This window comes from Neptuniibacter pectenicola (genome assembly GCF_001597735.1).
Lineage (GTDB): Bacteria > Pseudomonadota > Gammaproteobacteria > Pseudomonadales > Balneatricaceae > Neptuniibacter > Neptuniibacter pectenicola.
In genome coordinates, this window is the sequence record NZ_LUTS01000007.1 from 28,132 (window position 1) to 44,770 (window position 16,639).

The window sequence follows — 16,639 nt, forward strand, 5'->3', positions numbered from 1 at the left end:
ATGTTATGACCGCATTCTAGCAGTTTTATTTAATGAATTTGGCCATATAGATTTACTCTGCACGAAGTGACGCTACAATTGTAAGACAGTGTTTTTCTATTTTATTTTTAAACTGTCAAGGAGCCTTAATGGCTGGGAATTTTCAAGGTCGCAGAGGCGGCTACAAAAAGACACCAAAACTAGCAGGTCGCGGTGTACTCGAAAGTATAGAAACGGACGGCCCTCACACGGAGTGGGTTGGTATGCCTCCTTATTATATTCATAACATCGTTGTTGATGGCGAGAAATATTCGTACATGTCTTCAGATAAAGATCTGGAGATTGAGTTAGGTAAAAAAGTAACGTTTCGTTATAAAGAAACGAGCAAAGGTAACTTTATTGATAAGCGCTCGTTGGGTGTTGTGATTGATCCGAGCGAACTCGGGTATTAACTTTGTATTGACCTTGAATAAAAAGCAGCCTTGGCTGCTTTTTTGCGTTTATAGCGCGCTGTTCTTTATCAATCTCCTCCATTTTTGCAGCAAATTATCTGAAGTGTACTATTCTGAAACAAAACAGTGATTAGGTGCACAGTATGCTTCAGGACTTCAAAAATATAAGGCTGTTTGATGCCGTCGATGCCGAGTATATCCTCTCGCCCGAAAATAAGGGGACTCCCGCTAGTTTGCACAGCCCAGCGCTTGATGTGTTTACCGACTTTATGGACGTTAAGCCGGTCACCGTTTCTGAGTCGATGCCCATCGCTGAAGCGCTTGAGTATATGAAAAGCCAACATGTGCGGTTGTTATTTGTGCTTGATAATAAAGATGCCTTCGCCGGTATTATTACTGCCGCTGATGCTGCGGGTCGAAAAGTGATGGCCTTTATGCAGAAAAACCAAGTGAGCCGAGATCAAGTGCAGGTTAGGCATATTATGCTGAGTAAATTTAATATTAAGACACTTACCTATGCTCAGCTTTGCGACACGCGAGTAGGTGATGTAATGCTAACCATGAAAGACTCCGGCGATCAGCATGTTGTTGTGATTGATGAGAGTACTGCTGGAGTGATTAGAGTCAGAGGGATTATCTCTTCAAGTGATATCTCACGTAGGCTGAAGATCAGTTTTGATATTATGTATGAAGCGAAAAGTTTTGCCGAAATTGAGAATGTTCTCTCAGAAAATGGGGGGCTTTAATTCGGTAAAAAGAAGGGGGGTAAGTAATTTGATTAAAGTGATTTTATATCGCTGGACTTGTTAAACAAAACCTTACTATACTGCGCAAAATTTCACAGTTGGGTTCGTCTACCGGACTTTTTATCATCAACTTTTTTCTGTGGTGCCACCGCGCATGAATTTACCTGAGCACTTTAGCCCATCAGCTGCAGAGCGTTTAAAATCATTAACTGAGAAATATCCAACGCCTTTTTTAGCGTTGGATCTCTCCATCGTCAAAAGCCGTTATATCGAGTTAGAGCAAGGCTTTCCTGATGCGGATATTTTTTACGCGGTAAAGGCGAATCCTGCCGATGAAGTGATACAGCTGCTGGCCGACTCTGGGGCTAGTTTTGATATCGCATCACCACAAGAGCTTGATAAGGTGCTCAAGCACGGTGTGTCTCCCGATCGAATGAGTTATGGGAACACAATAAAGAAAGCGTCAGCGGTGAAGTATTTTTTTGAAAAAGGGGTTCGGCTTTATGCAACCGATTCCGAAGCGGATTTACGCAATATAGCGGTTAATGCGCCTGGGGCTAAAATCTATATTCGTGTTTTAACGGATGGTTCTGAAGGGGCAGATTGGCCCTTATCGCGTAAATTTGGCTGTAACCCTGAAATGGCGATTGAGCTTGCTGTATTAGCTAAAGACTTAGGGCTCCAGCCCTACGGTGTTTCGTTCCACGTGGGGTCGCAACAACGGGATATCGACGTATGGGATGGTGCCATCGCTAAGGTTAAGGTTATTAATGAGCGTCTGAGTACTGAACATGGTATCGAAATTCAGATGATCAATATGGGCGGTGGCTTCCCTGCAAACTATATTCAAAAAACAAATGACTTCTCAACTTATGCTGAGGAGATCAAACGATTTTTAAAAGAAGATTTTCCGGAAGAGTTGCCGCGCATTATTCTTGAGCCTGGCCGTTCATTGGTGGGTGATGCGGGTGTGATTGTATCGGAGGTTGTATTGATCTCCCGTAAGTCCAGTACTGCACTCGAACGTTGGGTTTATACTGATGTTGGTATGTTCAATGGACTGATCGAGACCTTAGGTGAGGCGATCAAATATCCCTTATCAACCTCAAAAAGTGGTCCTGAGGAGGAGGTAATCCTCGCCGGTCCTACCTGTGATAGTTTAGATATTATGTATGAGCAGCATAAGTACGAGCTGCCCCTGTCCCTTGAGATCGGTGATTATGTCTATTGGTTTTCAACGGGGGCATATACAACCAGTTACAGCTCAATCGAATTTAATGGGTTTCCACCATTGGACTATTACATTCTTTGAACCGCACTGTATTGTCTGTTAATTCGTAACATTTTCATAAAAATGGTCAAACGGGTTGTTCCTAGCGAGGCAAACGGCTATCTTTTTGAGATGCCGATTTTAATTGTCTGGTTTGGTTGGAGAAGAGTGGATGTCCGATAAACAGATTCATGCGCGTTATGATGCCCTTTTAACAGCAGCAGCCGATGCTGTTATGGTGCTAGAACCTACGGGTCTAGTCATGGCGTGTTCCACCGGTGTTGCCGAATGGTTAGATGCCGATGCTATCGTCGGGCGAAAGCTCGATGATATTTTTCCTGAAGATATCAGTGCTGACATTATCGCTGCGGCGGTGAAAGCGCTTGATGCTTCGAAGGTGATAAAAGTTGATATTCAACTTCGCCCAGAACATATCCCTGTGTTGCGCGAGCAAGGGTTGAGTGAAACCAAGTGGGTTGAACTGCGTTGTTCAGCTGCCGAGGGTGAAGTGCTTGCTGTCTTTAGGGATATCACTGCTAAGCGACGTTTAGAGCGTCAAGTGACCAATCAAGCACAGCGAGACCCTCTCACCGGTGCGTATAACCGTAGAGCATTAAGACCTGTTTTAGAACAAGCTGTTGCACAAGCGCAACGTTATGATTGGGTGTGCAGTCTTATGGTTATCGATGTCGATAATTTTAGCGATCTTAATGATAATTTCTCATGGGATTGTGGCGACCAAGTGCTTCAGCAGTTAGTGACTTCCGTTCATAGTATGAAACGGACATCTGATTTCCTCGCCCGTTATGGTGATGACCAGTTTGTTATGTTTATGCCTGAAACAAATCATGATCAAGGCATGGCTGCTGGGCAGCGGGTTCGTCGCATTATGGAAGAGATGGAAATTCCTTATGCCGCAGGTGATGTACATTTCACTGTAAGTGTTGGGGTTGCGGCATTACATGGGCCAGAAGATGACCCTGATAATATGCTGCGTCGAGCGCTTGAAAACCTGTTTATCGCCAAACAAAGTGGTCATAACCGTGTCGAGGGTGAAGCTTAGCCCGCCATCTACCGTTATAATCTAAGGGAGCTAAATGGCTCCCTTTTTTTTAAATTGATTATCTGTAATTTTATAAAAGCACCTATCCAAGAGCTTCTAATGAACTACTTACCTATAGAAAAATACACCAAGGCGTGGATCTTCAGACATAAAGATCTCCCTGTACCCGCTGAAGATATGAAGGAGATCAGACCGTTAGCTGAAAAGAGGGCTGAACAGATATGGGCGGAGCATATTAGTAGAGGGTGTTTCCATCCCGAGCATTTTTCAGAGGATGACTGGGTAGGGCAGGGTAAATATTGGAGTGAGAAAGATTTTTGGCAATCGGCTTGGGACTCTTCGAGTGAAGCCTTACCACCGTTGATGGCGGCGTCTCTGTCTACATGGGATGATAATATCACTGTGTATTTTTGTTACCAAAGTGATCATATCTTAGAAACCAAATGGGGTGTCTTTCGTCGTCATTGGAAGAACTTTCTTTTCTTTGATAACGGGCCAATTCTGTTGGGACGTAAACGGCAGGAAGTTGTACAGTTTTTTGACAATGGTAGTTACCGTATAGGGCATCGACCTTAGTTCATCCTACCCCCTAATTATCACGCGTTAGTACGTCCAGCCGCATCTCTAACGGCGAGTGCTAACGCCTCTCACTCCCCCTCGATAGCTATTTATCTATAATTAACAGTATGTTAACGCGCTGTTCGGATGTTAAACCTCCTATTTTATTTTTTCTGATGATTGAGCAAATTATATTAAGGTTAAATTAAGTCGCTATTGAGGATGCTTAATGTATGAAGTTTCTTTTTTGCTTATTATTCTGCTTACGTGCTTAAGATAGACAGGATAGTGAAGTTTGTTTGAATCATGGCGGATTGCTTGTCTTTATTTTTGAAATGATAATAATCTTATTCAAATAAATAGCCCTTTATTATGTAAGTGTAATAATGAGCTTATAATGATTTTATCATGTGCTTTTATGCGTAAATCATAGTGCTTTAGTGTGGTATTAAATAACGATTTTCGGCGCTAATTAGTACGGAAATCAATGTTTTTGCACTGCTTTTGTATCATTATATTAGATGCGGCTAAAAATCAGGCTCTATACTATAGGTTTTGGTACTTCTGCATATTTTTAATAGGCTTATTATTAGAGAGTAATAAATTTATAGGTGTTAGAGTCTAAAATCGCTATTAATTTTGTAAGGTATTTTTTGTTTGAATCTTTTGTTTTTAAATAGATCTAATTACGCGATTTGGATTTTATAACCCTAGTTTGTTGGTTTCGATGTAGAGGGAGTATTTGAGTGCAAGACATGGAACACCTTATTTTACAGCTAAAAAAACAGCCAGCGTTTCAGGACGCTTCGGTTCTTGCTTTTGAATGTACTTGGGACAAGTTGCTGCATGAAATTGATGATCTGCTGAATCAGCTTGGTTTTGTCTATTTTACCTATTCGGTTTTAACGCGAGGTCAGATCAATTCCAGTTCCGAAGCGCAAAAACAGCGCTGGAATGAAGGAAGTGATATCGTTGGTTCGTTGCCGGATGCTGTGATCAAAAACTATTATAAAGATGTTGCTCATCATGATCCGTTGTGGGAAGTGTTGCCACGGATAACTGCACCTTTATTAGCAAGCTCATTAATCAGTGGGCAAAGTTCAGTAGCGGATAATTTTTGGTTGAAACAAGGTGTCTCGTCTCGGGTGTATATACCGATGAAGAGTAAGAGTAATCGTTACTGGTTTCATTACTTCAGCTTGTTTCATAAACTACCGGCTGCAGAGTTTGAAAGCTTTTTTAGTAATGTTAGTGAGTGGCTAGTGCCGATGCTTACCCGTTACCATGAATTATTACAGGTTGTTTGCGAGCAAGAGCAAAACCCATATATCAAGTCAGAAATCCTATCGCCCACCTGTCAGCAGGTGATGGTTATGACCGCTCAAGGTATGCCGGTTAAGCGTATCGCTGATAAATTGGCCCTAACTGAAGAGGGCATTACCTACCATATTACCCGAGCAAAGAAGGTATTTGGTGCGAAAAACAAAACCCATTTAGTGTCTATGATGCATGAAGTAGGGTTGTTATAAGTTTAACGGTCTTTATTGAAGTGGAGCTAAGAAGCAAGGTTTAGTTGCTTCTTAGTTCTGCAGACATAGATAGATTGCTGTCGGCGGGCATTGTTTTAGATGCACTTTGTTTAGGCGCCCCCATAAACTCTCCACCACTGATAATCTCCCAGTTAGCTTCGTGTTTATGAAGATAAGCATAGCAGCAGCAACACTTATAAAGCTCACTACCTTTTAACTCACTGATCTTTTTCAGCGCGGGGTGTGGTTTGTTATGTAATACCAAGCTGTAACAAAGCGTACATGCATTTTCCATAATTTTCCCCTCCAGAATTACGCTAGCCTTATGCCTTATAAAACTAGCATACAACGTTAAAAATAAGTCTAGGAAAAATTCCTATTTTCTACTGCTTCAGGATAAAAATGCATTAATAGGTGCGGGGTACTGGTAGCGAAAAGTCTCAAACGGTATTATTGAGCCTTTAATCATTTGGGTAGCGCTTTGCTTTTTAATGCCCGCTGTGACGTAGGGTTATAGTGTCAATTAATACAGCAACTTCCCGTAATAAGAGATTTTTTATGCAAATTGCTGAGAATTTAGTTGCACTGATTCATTACACGCTTAAAAACGAAGCGGGTGATGTTCTTGATTCATCTGCAGGTCAAGAGCCACTGCCTTTTGTGTGCGGCGCTAATAACATTGTGTCTGGTCTTGAGAATGCATTGTTGGGCAAAGTTGTAGGCGATAAGTTAGATGTTGTTGTTAAACCTGAAGAGGGTTACGGCGATGTACGCGAAGAGCTTGTTCAAAAGGTTGATCTTGCCAACTTCCAAGGTATTGATAATGTTGAAGTCGGTATGCAATTTATGGCTGAAGCACCTTGGGGCCAGCAGCCAGTAACGGTTGTTTCTGTTGAAGACGATGGTGTTACGTTAGATGGCAACCACCCACTTGCCGGTCAAGTATTGCAGTTCAGTGTAGAAGTAACTGAAGTGCGTGAAGCGACAGAAGATGAACTAGCGCACGGCCATGTACATGGCGAAGATTGTCACCACGATCATTAATCATTGGTGATCTATAAAATTGCTGATCTATAAAAAAGCCCGTTTTATCGGGCTTTTTTATTGCCTGTGACCCGTCCTGAAATAAATAAACCTTCGTTCGATTGATCGCCTCACGTAATCCTGTGTCCATTTATTAACTATGCTTAGGTAACGTAAAACTGGGTAGGCATATAGATTGATACTCTATTTATTCACCCCTTCTGGAATTTAACCTAAACCTATGAGGTGCCAGATGAACATAGAGCGTTTGCAGGAACTAAAAGCACAGCAGATGATTAAGGCGGTCAACTTTATTGAAGCGGGTCATTCACCATTAGTGATTGAGATTGAGTATGTTGATCAGGGACAGTGTTTAAGAGCGTTATTGACAGATGATGAAGGGGTCGTGATCTCGTACAATCACTTAAAGGAAGGATATGATGTGTGCTTAAAGGCGGGTATTCGTAAGGCTAACCTTGTACAGATTGAAACCGACGATGAGGTCTGCCAGTCGGCCTATGCTCGCTACCATCGTGAATCGATTCCTTTAGTATTCTAAGCGGGGGCTTCTGTTTTTGTGAACGAGATGAACAGGTTAGGCTGAAAGGTGACGGTAAGGGTCGTCTCGTAAGCTGTTTGTGAATTCGTGTTATGGTTGTTTGTCGTACGTTATCAATTTTATCTGCTTAATTGGGGTTGGGGATTAATGAGAGATAAGCTCAAACGACTTATAGAGAGTGTTGGAGGAATTCTTTACGATAAAGAGGAGCAGATTAAACAGGCGGTCACCTGTTTGATTACCGGAGGACATCTGCTGATTGAAGACCTCCCTGGTATGGGGAAAACGACGTTAGCTCATGCCTTAGCCCATGCCATGGGGTTAGCCTATCAACGGATTCAGTTTACCAGTGATATGTTGCCTGCGGACATTACCGGTGTCTCTATTTTTGACAGTGAAAGCAACCGGTTTGTTTATCACAAGGGGCCTGTTTTTACCCAACTATTGCTCGCGGACGAGATTAATCGCACGACACCGAAAACGCAAAGCGCGTTGCTGGAGGCGATGGAGGAGCGTCAAGTGAGCGTTGAAGGTGAAACCTATTGTTTGCCTGATCCCTTTTTTGTTATCGCGACCCAGAACCCTATCTCCCAGTACGGTACGTTTCCTCTACCTGAATCACAGTTAGACCGTTTTCTCATGCGAATTCAATTGGGTTACCCCAGTGAAAAGGCCGAGCGGGAGCTGTTACTTGGCGGGGATGTAAGGGACAAAATAGCCAGCCTTGAACCCTGTTTATCCTCATCGGACTTACTTGAATTACGTCACCTATGTGCAGGGATTAACGTGTCTGACAGTGTGCTTGATTATGTGCAACGGTTAATTCGTTTTACGCGAGATGAGGCCAACTTTGAATTTGGTATTTCACCACGGGGTAGTTTGGCATTGATCAACACAGCGAAAACATGGGCATTTTTACATGGGCGCGATTATGTTGTGCCTGAAGATGTTCAAGCGGTATTGCTGCCTGTGTTTGCCCATCGTTTACGTGGGGTTGACGGCGACGGGGGGTATGGAGGCGAGGGGCATATTAATAAACTGCTGACCCACGTCGATGTATTAGGTTAAGTATGTTGCGTGCGTTATTTCAGCCTATCACTGATGTAGTTACTCGTTGGGTCGCTAGTCGGCGACCCAAAGGGCGATCCGTTGAACTGAAACAGAAAAATATATTTATCTTCCCCACCGTCGCAGGCTGGGCGTATTTAACGGTTTGTCTTGTGTTGTATTTGGTGGCGATTAACTACCAGAACAACTTGATTCATGGCGTATCCTTTCTGCTGATTGCACTCGGGGTACTCACGATCCACTACACCTTTTTTAATTTATCAGGCTTGACGGTCTCAGCGGTAAAGGCGGGACATTGCTATGTTGGCGAGATGGCTGAGTTTAGCCTTAACGTGGAGGCGAACAATTTAAGGCATTACGAGAATGTACACTTATGCTTTCGCGGTGAGGAGGGCGGTCAGTACTTCTATTTAGGGGCAACGCGAGAACGACGAGTCACGCTGTATGTAAAGGCAAGAAAACGCGGTTACTTAACGCCCGGCTTGTTAAAAATTGAAACCGTGTTTCCGTTTGGCTTATTGCGAGCATGGAGCTGGGTAGCATTGGACCTCTCAGCGACGGTTTATCCAAAGCCCCATAAAGGTCGATTACCGGCCACATTTAATGAGGATGTAGATGGCCGCTTAGGCAACGAAAATAAAGGTGATGATTTTTCTGGACTGGATGCTTACCGGCCGGGTACCTCTTTACGTCATATTGCTTGGAAACAATATGCGCAAGGGCGAGGTTTATTGAGTAAAAATTATGTTGGACAGGAAAGTCAAAAGATCTGGTTGTCATGGGAGGCGTGGAGTGAACTCTCGACAGAAGCGCGCTTATCGGTCATGACCTATTGGGCACGTGAGTGTGAACATCAGCAACAAGAGTACGGTTTGAGTCTACCCCATACCTCAATTAAGCCTGCGACAGGGCCGGATCATTTACACCGTGTGTTGACCGAGCTCGCCTTATTTAGGGCGAAGGATAGTGACCGTGAATGATCTACAGTTAACGCGTACCGCACTGCTTTGGCAGTTACTCAGTGTTGTTGTCGCGCTGTTACCCCATGCTTTTCATTTACCTAACTGGATCACCTTTGTCGTACTGCTCTGCATTGCGTGGCGGCTTATGGTGTATTTAGGTCGTTGGTCACTGCCCTCAAAATGGGTGAAAACCGGTTTGGTTTTAGCCGCAGGGGTGGGTGTGCTTGCGAGTTATAAGCAGGGTGGGGGCATCAGTATAACGGTTGCATTATTGGTGGTGGGGTTTGGTTTAAAGGTGATTGAACTTTACCACCGGCGAGATGCATTGATTGTGCTCTACGTTGCCTACTTAGTCGTTGCAACCAGCTTTCTGTTCAGCCAAAGCGTTGGCGCAGCGGTGTATGCCCTGTTTGCGCTTATTATTGTTACGACGGCATTAATGAGTACAAATATTTCGCGGGAAACCCGTTTTACGTACCCGTTAAAACGCTCTGTCTTGATGCTGATTCCTGCGTTTCCTCTGATGGTGGTCTTGTTTATCGCGATGCCTAGATTCGGCCCTTTGTGGGAGGTGGGTTTAGACAAGTCGGCCGCCAAAACAGGGCTTTCTGATACCATGACACCGGGAGATATTACTCGGCTCACGCGCTCCGCTGAGGTGGCGTTTCGGGTGAGTTTTTCAGGTTCTGTACCGGATCAAACTCAACTGTATTGGCGCGCCATTGTTTTAAATGATTTTGATGGTCGGGGGTGGTTGAATGATGGAAAGCCCCTGCCTAAGTTCACGCCAACTAAGCGCGCTGAACCTGAGCGCTTGTTTCGCTATGAGCTTATTTTGGAAGCCAGCCAACAGCATTATGTGCCGGTTTTGGATTACCCTGTTTCATGGCCCCGTGAACTGAATCTGCACAGGGATATGACACTCTCCTCCGGTACTAAGGTGGTTAACCGAGAGCAGTACCCGTTTACCTCTGGCGTAGTTAATAACCTCGATGTAGAGCGAGAGCTTGATGACTTTGAGAGGACTTTATACCTGCCTGCGGGTAATGAAAAGGCAAAGCAGTTAGCACGTCGCTGGTGGGCTGAGACTGAAACCCCTGATGGGTTCATTGCTAAAATTCAACAGTACTACCATCAAGGTTTTCACTACTCGCTGACGCCACCGCCTTTGGGTGATGAGAGTGTCTCTGATTTTTTACTGAATACGAAAACAGGGTTTTGTGGTCACTTCGCTAGTGCTACCGCGGTTTTGTTAAGGGCCGTGGGCATACCCGCGCGAATTGTCACCGGTTATCAAGGTGGGGAGTGGAACCCTTATGAAAACTATTTCCTTGTACGTCAATATGATGCCCACGCATGGGTTGAGGCATGGTTCCCCGAGAAGGGGTGGGTACGTCTGGACCCTACCGCATGGGTCGCCCCTAGCCGAGTTGAAGCCCCAGCCGATGAAACCTTGTCCACTGATCGGGCGTTTTTACAAGATAGCGCGCTCAGTGCTTGGAATATTTCAAATAATAAGTGGATCATGCAGGTTCGGCACCGGATTGAGGCACTGAATTATGGTTGGCATCGTTGGGTGTTAAACTACCACCATCAACAGCAAGGATTGTTAGAGCGTTTGTTAGGTGGGGTTTCCCCCTTTAAGCTTGCGCTTTTCCTCTTGTTGCCGTTTTCTGTTGTTATCGCCATTACCGTCGCGCTGTCATTAAACGCGCGTAAAGTGGCTCCTTTAAATCCGGTCGACAAGCTGATCGTGCGTTTATCAACGCATTTTGCTAAAGAGGGGCTTGAGCGGCAGACCGGAGAAACAGTGAGTGACTATTGCGATCGGCTTGCCAGGCATAGGCCAGACGATGCATCACACTTTATGCAGATATCGGCAGGTTATGAACGGATTAGGCATGGGCAGGGTAATGACCCTGAATTGGTTGTGCAATTGAGGCAAGCCGTCGTGCGCTGTACTAACGCGCGAGGTGGGTTATTTGCACGTCTGTGCTGGTGGGGTTAAATCAATCGGCGGATAGCTTTTAGGTTTTTCGTTAGTCATTTTTTGCAGTGATCTCTTTTATGAACGATCGTATAGACCATGATGGTTACACCGTAATACGCAGTCGAAAACGTAAAACGGCTGCAATTCGCATCAGCGAAAAAGGGGTTGAAGTTAGGGTTCCCCATTGGGTTTCTGATCGTTGGGTGAGTGATTGGGTTCAGAGCAAAGCGAGCTGGATTCGTCAAAAGAATGAGCAGTTGAGCCAGAATTTTGCGAACCATTGTTTGAAAGTCGCTGAGGGTGCGATGTTTCCCTATCAAGGTGAGTACTATGCTATTCACTGGCGTGTAGGGCCTAAAAGCGATGTTTCTCTTCAGGGAGATCGGTTAAATATTACCATTACTAACCGTTCAAAAAAGGCACCGGAAGAACGGGTTAAAGCCTGTTTGCAAGGGTGGTATAAAGCGGAAGCGGAACGGCACATTGCTGCACGGGTTTTATATTGGCAAGAGGTGATGGGACTGACCTCTAATTCCTTGATTATAAAGAACTACAAAAGGCGTTGGGGCAGTTGCTCAAGCCAAGGTGATATCGCGTTCAACTGGCGTCTTATTTTTGCTGAACCTGCATTAATTGATTATGTGGTTGTTCATGAGTTGGCTCACCTGGTTCACTTAAATCACAGCCCTAAATTTTGGCATTTGGTTGAGCAGTATTGTCAAAATTGGAAAGCGTGTAGGGCCAAGTTAAATAGGTGTACGACTTGGGTACTTTGGTAGAAGATTGTTTGAATTTGATAGATGTTATGGTGAAACTTTAGTTTAATCTTGAAGTTGCCGTATAGATCGGCTTATATTGAGCAACAAATAATAATAAGAAAACATAATAAGAATAAGTAATTATCTCAGCTTATAACAATTAAAGAGTGCGGAAATGAGCCTTTATAAGAGTGTAGAGAAAACCTGCTTTAATTCGTTGACGAAGAAAATAACAGGTAATGTGGTATTTCTACTTTTACCGCATGTTGTTTTGTTACTCATCGGTTACAACCACTTCAATAAATTAGATTCCAGCTTGGCTTCAGGCCATGTTTCAACCGCCGTTATTCAGCAACAGTTAGATTCATTTTGGCTGTATGGCTTAGCGACGGTTATCTTTGCGTTAATTTCAGGCATCTTAACGATCTTTTTTATGCGGCACCTTTTTTTGCGTCCGATCAGAAAGATGACCGATGTGCTGCAAGCGATCAAAGATAAAGATGGGGATATATCGGCAACGTTGCCGGAATATACCTATGATGAAATTTCAGAAATGGCCGAGAGCTACAATACCTTTTCGATCAGCTTGAAATCGATGATTGCTGAAAGTCGACGTCGTAGTGTTAGTGTTGCTTTAAGTTCAACTCGCTTGCAGAAAGTGCTGATTGAGGCTCAAGGTTCGGCAACACGACAGGAAGAACAGGCTCAAAAAGTCTTTCAATCCAGTCAGGAAGCCACTCAGGCGATTGATAATATCGCGGGAAGTACGCTCCAGATCTCTGAACGTAACGCGCAAAACTTAGATGAAATTAAGTCGTCTAGTGTTGAGCTTGGACGTGTTCAACAGCAGGTTGAAGCGATCCGCTGCCAAGTGACCGATTTCCAAGATACAGTGCATCAGCTGGAGCTGAACTCCAGAAACATTACTGAGATTTTGGGGATGGTAAAAGACTTCTCCGATCAAACGAATTTGCTGGCGCTCAATGCTTCAATTGAGGCCGCGCGTGCCGGCGAAGCGGGGCGTGGTTTCTCTGTCGTGGCTGATGAGGTTCGAAACTTGTCTCAGAAAGTGAGTGTTGCCACCAGTGAAATTGATCTGAATATTAATCAGATGTCCTCGTTGGTCAACAAGACGGGCTCAAGTTCGGTGACTATCCTCGAATATGTAGGGTCGACTGAAGAGTTTATTCGCAGTACTAATAATCAATTCCACGGATTAGTCTCGGATTTTGAAGACCTCAATGGTCAGTTAAGTAGTATCAGCGCAGCTATTGATGAGTTGGCGTATACCAATAAAGAATCACATAACCATGTATCGGAGATAACCTCGTTGTCGACCGCTATGCACGGTGAAATAGAAGAGTCACGTCGTTATTCGGAAGAGTTAGAACACTCAACTGAAGAAACGCAAGAGCTACTGTCGCGCTTTATTATTGGTTACGGTGGTTTTGAGGGCATGATTCAAACGGGGCGTCAGTGGAGCCAAGAGGTGCAGAGTTCTCTAGAAGAGCTGGCTTCACGGGGATGTAACCTATTTGATACTAACTACAAACGGACTAATGATGGCCAAGTGCCTGAAAAGTATGACACGAGTTATGCTGATCAGTATGAAGCGATCATGCGTCCATTGTTTGATAGCTTTATTGCCCAACGCCCTGAGTTTATTTACGTGATTGCGGTAGATAAAAATGGTTATGCGGCTGCGCATCATTCGAAAGTTTCGGAGCGTATGACGGGTAATTTTGAGGTGGATAATGTTAAGAGTCGTCACCGCCGAATCTTTGCTGGGAACCGAGCTGAGATCCGACGTGCATCGTCCACCGCACCTTTCCTATTGCAAACCTATATTCGTGATACAGGTGAGATCCTGAATGACCTCTCTATTCCTCTCTATGTGAATGGGCAGCATTGGGGAGCGTTGATTATGGGCTTTGTGCCAGATCATCTACTGGATGATAAAAACTAATCACTGTACGTATAGCGTGTTATAAAAAAACGTGGCCTAGACCACGTTTTTTTTATGGAAGATCTTTCTTGATTAGAAGTCAGTTACTAGCTGCTCAATGAGCTGCTTTACCGTGTTATAAGATAAAGGTTTACTACACAGGGCCGATACGCCCGCATTTTGAATAGCGGCAAGTCGGCTCTCATTTTGTTCGCTGGTCATCATAAGGATAGGGACGGTCGGTTGCTCACTGTAGGTTCGAATATGCTCTGTCAGCTCTTTACCGTCGATATTAGGCATATTGTAATCGGTGATGATGAGATCAAAGCGCTCCCCTTGATCCAATAGCTCAAGCGCTTGAGAGCCGTCTTCAGCCGTTTTGATGGAGTGGATGGAAAGTGATTCGAGCATCTGTTGAATATATTTACGGGAGAGGGAGCTGTCATCAACGATTAAAACGTTCAGCGCCTCGTAGTCATCATTATCATTCTCAGATTCAAAATCGGTGATGTAATCTAAGGTGCTTCTGAGTGCAAAGCCCATCTCTTCACGGCTAAAAGGCTTAGGTAGGATCGCAATGGCTCCGGCCTGACGAATGGGCTCAAGGTAACGGTAATGGGTCTCCGATGAAACCAGTAAAAAAGTGATATTTTGTAACGCCTCTAAGCCACGCATCTGAGTGACTAAGTCGGTGCCTGTCATATCAGGAAGATGCATGGAGGACAGGACGATGTCCGGGGGGGAGATCAGTATATGGTTAAGCGCAGGTCGAGCCTCTTCAAACTCTTCTATTTGCTCTATACCAAAGCTATTTAAATGCCCTTTAATTATTTGGCGTTGAACCTTTGAGGGTTCTATAACTGTGACATAAAGACTGCTTAATTCCATATCCCGAGGTCCATAATTGAGTGGGTGATGAGATTCCACCATTACAATATGGCAGAGATATCGTATAGATCATGACAGAGAAAAGTAGACTGTAAAAGTGATAACCGATGCTTATTGGGCTGATCGACGACCAAATGTGTGTTTTTTCTATTTTTTAAGTGTTTTTGATGAGCGTTTGTTCAAAATTTAGGCAGTAGTTTATTTTGTTAAGTTAATATTCATTGCCGCCATGCTTTAATTGCGTACGAATCATTCTTATGTTTCGTAAATGCTTTGTAATTATCTCTTTCCACCAGGGCCTATTTTTGCCCTGGTTTTTTTTGCTTAAAATTCATAATAACCTACCTTAATCGATGGTCTTTAAGTCGCCTTATCTGCCCGTATCATGCAGGCTTGATCTATATCAGTAAATATATATCTATGAATGTAACCCTCATTGGCTAAGGCGTAGCATAAGGGTGGAGGGACTAGAATCACGTGGTTGCAGTTTAGAGGTCCTGTGTAGTTCATTGTTATAGAAGGTCAGAGCCTATGTGTTCTAATAGTAGTGCTAATTTAACACGTCGTTCTATCGTGAGAGCGGCTATTGTTATCATCGCCCAACAGGGGTTAGATGCACTTACTGCAGGGCGATTAATTGAACAAGCTTCTGTTAGTAAAGGAGGGTTATATCATCACTTCAGAACGATGGCGGCTGTTGAAACCGAAGTCTTAGAGCTGTTGACTCAAACCGTGTTGCAGGAGGTTAAATCCTCAGAGCAGCCTACCTCTACAGAGGCGTTTTTTGATCTGGTGGAGGGGCAGTTGTTTAAATGCTTTAGTGTCGATAATTTGTCGATTAAAGCGTTGTTCGGTTTTCTCTCTGCTTCGGCACACAATAAAGAGCGACAGCTTATTATTCGTCGTTTTATGGATGAAATTGCTTTAATTCGGCTAGAACAGTTAAAACGTGTTTCACCTCACTTGTCTCATATGGAGTTAAACGCGGTTGTTCAAGCGATCGCCTCTTTGCAGGTTGGGTTAGTGGCACGCTATTTTCTAGCAGAGGATCTAGTGAGTTTGCGTAATTACTGGGCCTGTTGCCGTAAAACGGTTGTTGTGATGCTTGAAAAGTGCGAAAGGAGATCGCGTGCGTCTCTCCAGCAGAATGAGGCGGTTGGTCAATTGACTAACGCTGAGTAAGTCGTCTTGTAATAGGATCAGAGGTTCCCTCGTCGGTTATCTCTGGTCCTGTCCAATGTACCTATTCCCCTAAGCAGTATTAACGTCAACCTCGGCGATAGCTGTTTTCAGTTGTTGGATCAGTTGCTCCCCATTAGCCATCGCTTTAAGTTGTACTTTTTCCTCACCATTTTTTAAATACAGATTAATCACTTGTACAAAATTTTCGTTGTGCGCTTCAACCTCATCAATGTCGCGAAAGGTTATACGTGTTGTTTTATTTAATTCAGGAAATGACACCAGAATGGATTTAGGTGCGAAGGTGAGACTACAGCCCTTGATCTCGTCTTTAATGCTATCTAGGTTGTGTTTGTACCAACTGGTTAGGATGAGGCCCACCACTAAAGGGGCGAGTAGATAGACTTTAGACAGGTCCATCATCATAAGCATCAAAGCGGCCCCGATAAACCCCATCTGTAAGTTACTGAACAAGGTTAACTTTTTTTCAAAAAATGCTTTATCCCATGTGTAATCAGACTGTGTGTTCTCCACGGACTAACCTCTATCCTGTTGTATATTGCGGGTATGTTTGACGCAGAGTCTCCCTTGCAGCTCAGTATTTTGCAAGCCAGATTTTTCGTGAAATAGTGCTATAAAAAAGTATCAGCCCATTTTTATCCGCGCCGGT

General features: G+C 43.9%; 17 protein-coding genes. 14 read left to right on the forward strand and 3 right to left on the reverse strand.

The genetic code is table 11. The features are described from left to right. Nucleotides 1–128 precede the first annotated feature (128 nt). From A3773_RS10315 to A3773_RS10340, 6 genes are all read left to right on the forward strand, one after another. Nucleotides 129–431 (forward strand): hypothetical protein, encoded by a 303-nt coding sequence (locus A3773_RS10315; protein WP_067985695.1) that lies wholly within the window; start codon nt 129–131, stop codon nt 429–431. A gap of 143 nt (nt 432–574) precedes the next feature. Further along, the gene (locus A3773_RS10320; RefSeq protein WP_067985696.1) at nt 575–1,177 is read left to right on the forward strand and encodes a CBS domain-containing protein; all 603 of its coding nucleotides are present in this window, start codon (nt 575–577) and stop codon (nt 1,175–1,177) included. A 154-nt stretch (nt 1,178–1,331) separates the two neighbouring features. Beyond that, nucleotides 1,332–2,489, forward strand: coding sequence for a type III PLP-dependent enzyme (locus A3773_RS10325; RefSeq protein WP_067985699.1), 1,158 nt, complete (start codon nt 1,332–1,334; stop codon nt 2,487–2,489). 130 nt (nt 2,490–2,619) lie between these two features. Then, on the forward strand, nt 2,620–3,510 hold the full coding sequence (locus A3773_RS10330; protein ID WP_067985703.1) for a GGDEF domain-containing protein: 891 nt from the start codon (nt 2,620–2,622) through the stop codon (nt 3,508–3,510). A gap of 99 nt (nt 3,511–3,609) precedes the next feature. Beyond that, the gene (locus tag A3773_RS10335) at nt 3,610–4,086 is read left to right on the forward strand and encodes a DUF2947 domain-containing protein (RefSeq protein ID WP_067986009.1); all 477 of its coding nucleotides are present in this window, start codon (nt 3,610–3,612) and stop codon (nt 4,084–4,086) included. A gap of 737 nt (nt 4,087–4,823) precedes the next feature. Continuing rightward, entirely contained in the window at nt 4,824–5,597 is a 774-nt protein-coding gene (locus tag A3773_RS10340) for a helix-turn-helix transcriptional regulator (RefSeq protein ID WP_067985705.1), read from the forward strand. 40 nt (nt 5,598–5,637) lie between these two features. Here the strand turns inward: A3773_RS10340 and A3773_RS10345 are convergent, their stop codons facing one another. Beyond that, nucleotides 5,638–5,892, reverse strand: a complete 255-nt coding sequence (locus A3773_RS10345; protein WP_067985706.1) for a hypothetical protein — start codon at nt 5,890–5,892, stop codon at nt 5,638–5,640. A 263-nt stretch (nt 5,893–6,155) separates the two neighbouring features. Between A3773_RS10345 and A3773_RS10350 the strand changes: the two genes are divergently transcribed. From A3773_RS10350 to A3773_RS10380, 7 genes are all read left to right on the forward strand, one after another. Next, complete coding sequence (locus A3773_RS10350; protein WP_067985709.1) at nt 6,156–6,641, forward strand: FKBP-type peptidyl-prolyl cis-trans isomerase; 486 nt, start codon at nt 6,156–6,158, stop codon at nt 6,639–6,641. Between the two features lie 232 nt (nt 6,642–6,873). After that, complete coding sequence (locus A3773_RS10355; RefSeq protein ID WP_067985711.1) at nt 6,874–7,179, forward strand: hypothetical protein; 306 nt, start codon at nt 6,874–6,876, stop codon at nt 7,177–7,179. 147 nt (nt 7,180–7,326) lie between these two features. Further along, nucleotides 7,327–8,247 carry an AAA family ATPase gene (locus A3773_RS10360; protein ID WP_067986011.1) on the forward strand — a complete coding sequence of 307 codons (921 nt, stop codon included), beginning with the start codon at nt 7,327–7,329 and terminating at the stop codon, nt 8,245–8,247. A 2-nt stretch (nt 8,248–8,249) separates the two neighbouring features. Beyond that, nucleotides 8,250–9,227, forward strand: coding sequence for a DUF58 domain-containing protein (locus A3773_RS10365; protein WP_067985713.1), 978 nt, complete (start codon nt 8,250–8,252; stop codon nt 9,225–9,227). Continuing rightward, nucleotides 9,220–11,217 (forward strand): transglutaminase TgpA family protein, encoded by a 1,998-nt coding sequence (locus A3773_RS10370; protein WP_156473498.1) that lies wholly within the window; start codon nt 9,220–9,222, stop codon nt 11,215–11,217. Before A3773_RS10365 ends, A3773_RS10370 begins: the two co-directional genes overlap by 8 nt. A 59-nt stretch (nt 11,218–11,276) precedes the next feature. Further along, complete coding sequence (locus tag A3773_RS10375) at nt 11,277–11,978, forward strand: M48 family metallopeptidase (RefSeq protein ID WP_067985717.1); 702 nt, start codon at nt 11,277–11,279, stop codon at nt 11,976–11,978. 154 nt (nt 11,979–12,132) lie between these two features. Further along, nucleotides 12,133–13,923, forward strand: coding sequence for a methyl-accepting chemotaxis protein (locus A3773_RS10380; RefSeq protein WP_067985719.1), 1,791 nt, complete (start codon nt 12,133–12,135; stop codon nt 13,921–13,923). Nucleotides 13,924–13,995: 72 nt separating this feature from the next. Here A3773_RS10380 and A3773_RS10385 read toward each other — a convergent pair whose 3' ends face one another. Beyond that, on the reverse strand, nt 13,996–14,790 hold the full coding sequence (locus tag A3773_RS10385; protein WP_067985721.1) for a response regulator: 795 nt from the start codon (nt 14,788–14,790) through the stop codon (nt 13,996–13,998). A 531-nt stretch (nt 14,791–15,321) separates the two neighbouring features. Between A3773_RS10385 and A3773_RS10390 the strand changes: the two genes are divergently transcribed. After that, a complete protein-coding gene (locus tag A3773_RS10390) occupies nt 15,322–15,972 on the forward strand; it encodes a TetR/AcrR family transcriptional regulator (RefSeq protein ID WP_067985723.1) in 651 nt (216 codons plus the stop codon). 69 nt (nt 15,973–16,041) lie between these two features. On the opposite strand, the gene A3773_RS10395 is transcribed toward A3773_RS10390, so the two are convergent. Beyond that, complete coding sequence (locus A3773_RS10395; protein ID WP_067985725.1) at nt 16,042–16,503, reverse strand: hypothetical protein; 462 nt, start codon at nt 16,501–16,503, stop codon at nt 16,042–16,044. Between the last annotated feature and the right edge of the window lie 136 nt (nt 16,504–16,639).

Excerpts from the sequence above, each read along its gene's own strand:
- A3773_RS10315 (WP_067985695.1), top strand. The coding sequence starts at position 129 with ATGGCTGGGAATTTTCAAGGTCGCAGAGGCGGCTACAAAAAGACACCA.
- A3773_RS10320 (WP_067985696.1), top strand. The coding sequence starts at position 575 with ATGCTTCAGGACTTCAAAAATATAAGGCTGTTTGATGCCGTCGATGCC.
- A3773_RS10325 (WP_067985699.1), top strand. The coding sequence starts at position 1,332 with ATGAATTTACCTGAGCACTTTAGCCCATCAGCTGCAGAGCGTTTAAAA.
- A3773_RS10330 (WP_067985703.1), top strand. The coding sequence starts at position 2,620 with ATGTCCGATAAACAGATTCATGCGCGTTATGATGCCCTTTTAACAGCA.
- A3773_RS10335 (WP_067986009.1), top strand. The coding sequence starts at position 3,610 with ATGAACTACTTACCTATAGAAAAATACACCAAGGCGTGGATCTTCAGA.
- A3773_RS10340 (WP_067985705.1), top strand. The coding sequence starts at position 4,824 with ATGGAACACCTTATTTTACAGCTAAAAAAACAGCCAGCGTTTCAGGAC.
- A3773_RS10345 (WP_067985706.1), bottom strand. The coding sequence starts at position 5,892 with ATGGAAAATGCATGTACGCTTTGTTACAGCTTGGTATTACATAACAAA.
- A3773_RS10350 (WP_067985709.1), top strand. The coding sequence starts at position 6,156 with ATGCAAATTGCTGAGAATTTAGTTGCACTGATTCATTACACGCTTAAA.
- A3773_RS10355 (WP_067985711.1), top strand. The coding sequence starts at position 6,874 with ATGAACATAGAGCGTTTGCAGGAACTAAAAGCACAGCAGATGATTAAG.
- A3773_RS10360 (WP_067986011.1), top strand. The coding sequence starts at position 7,327 with ATGAGAGATAAGCTCAAACGACTTATAGAGAGTGTTGGAGGAATTCTT.
- A3773_RS10365 (WP_067985713.1), top strand. The coding sequence starts at position 8,250 with ATGTTGCGTGCGTTATTTCAGCCTATCACTGATGTAGTTACTCGTTGG.
- A3773_RS10375 (WP_067985717.1), top strand. The coding sequence starts at position 11,277 with ATGAACGATCGTATAGACCATGATGGTTACACCGTAATACGCAGTCGA.
- A3773_RS10380 (WP_067985719.1), top strand. The coding sequence starts at position 12,133 with ATGAGCCTTTATAAGAGTGTAGAGAAAACCTGCTTTAATTCGTTGACG.
- A3773_RS10385 (WP_067985721.1), bottom strand. The coding sequence starts at position 14,790 with ATGGAATTAAGCAGTCTTTATGTCACAGTTATAGAACCCTCAAAGGTT.
- A3773_RS10390 (WP_067985723.1), top strand. The coding sequence starts at position 15,322 with ATGTGTTCTAATAGTAGTGCTAATTTAACACGTCGTTCTATCGTGAGA.